Consider the following 418-nt stretch of genomic DNA (forward strand, 5'->3'; position numbering starts at 1 on the left):
GCGCCGCTCATCATCACGACGCGGACCCCGATCAGCACCGGAATCACCGTCGCGCCGGGGACCGCCGTAGCCACCCTCACGTCGGGGGCCGCCGTAGCCGCCCTCACCACGGGGGCCACGGTCGTCACGATCACGGAACGAACGCCGGTCATCATCACGACGCGGACCAGCCCCGTAGCCACCCTCACGACGCGGCCGGTCACCACCGGAATCACCGTCGCGCCGGGGACCGCCGTAGCCACCCTCACGACGAGGACCGCGGTCGTCACGATCACGGAACGAACGCCGGTCATCATCACGACGCGGACCAGCCCCGTAGCCACCCTCACGACGCGGCCGGTCACCACCGGAATCACCGTCGCGCCGGGGACCGCCGTAGCCACCCTCACGACGGGGGCCACGGTCGTCACGATCACGG

At 71.5% G+C, this 418-nt stretch carries 1 protein-coding gene; it reads right to left on the bottom strand.

What is annotated here, in order from left to right; all coding sequences use genetic code 11:
* A partial coding sequence (locus AB0C16_RS40745) for a hypothetical protein (RefSeq protein ID WP_357691566.1) occupies window positions 1-401 on the bottom strand: 401 nt, incomplete at its 3' end.
* Window positions 402-418 lie beyond the last annotated feature (17 nt).

The organism is Nonomuraea sp. NPDC048916 (assembly GCF_040649575.1).
In the GTDB taxonomy this organism is placed as follows: Bacteria; Actinomycetota; Actinomycetes; order Streptosporangiales; family Streptosporangiaceae; genus Nonomuraea.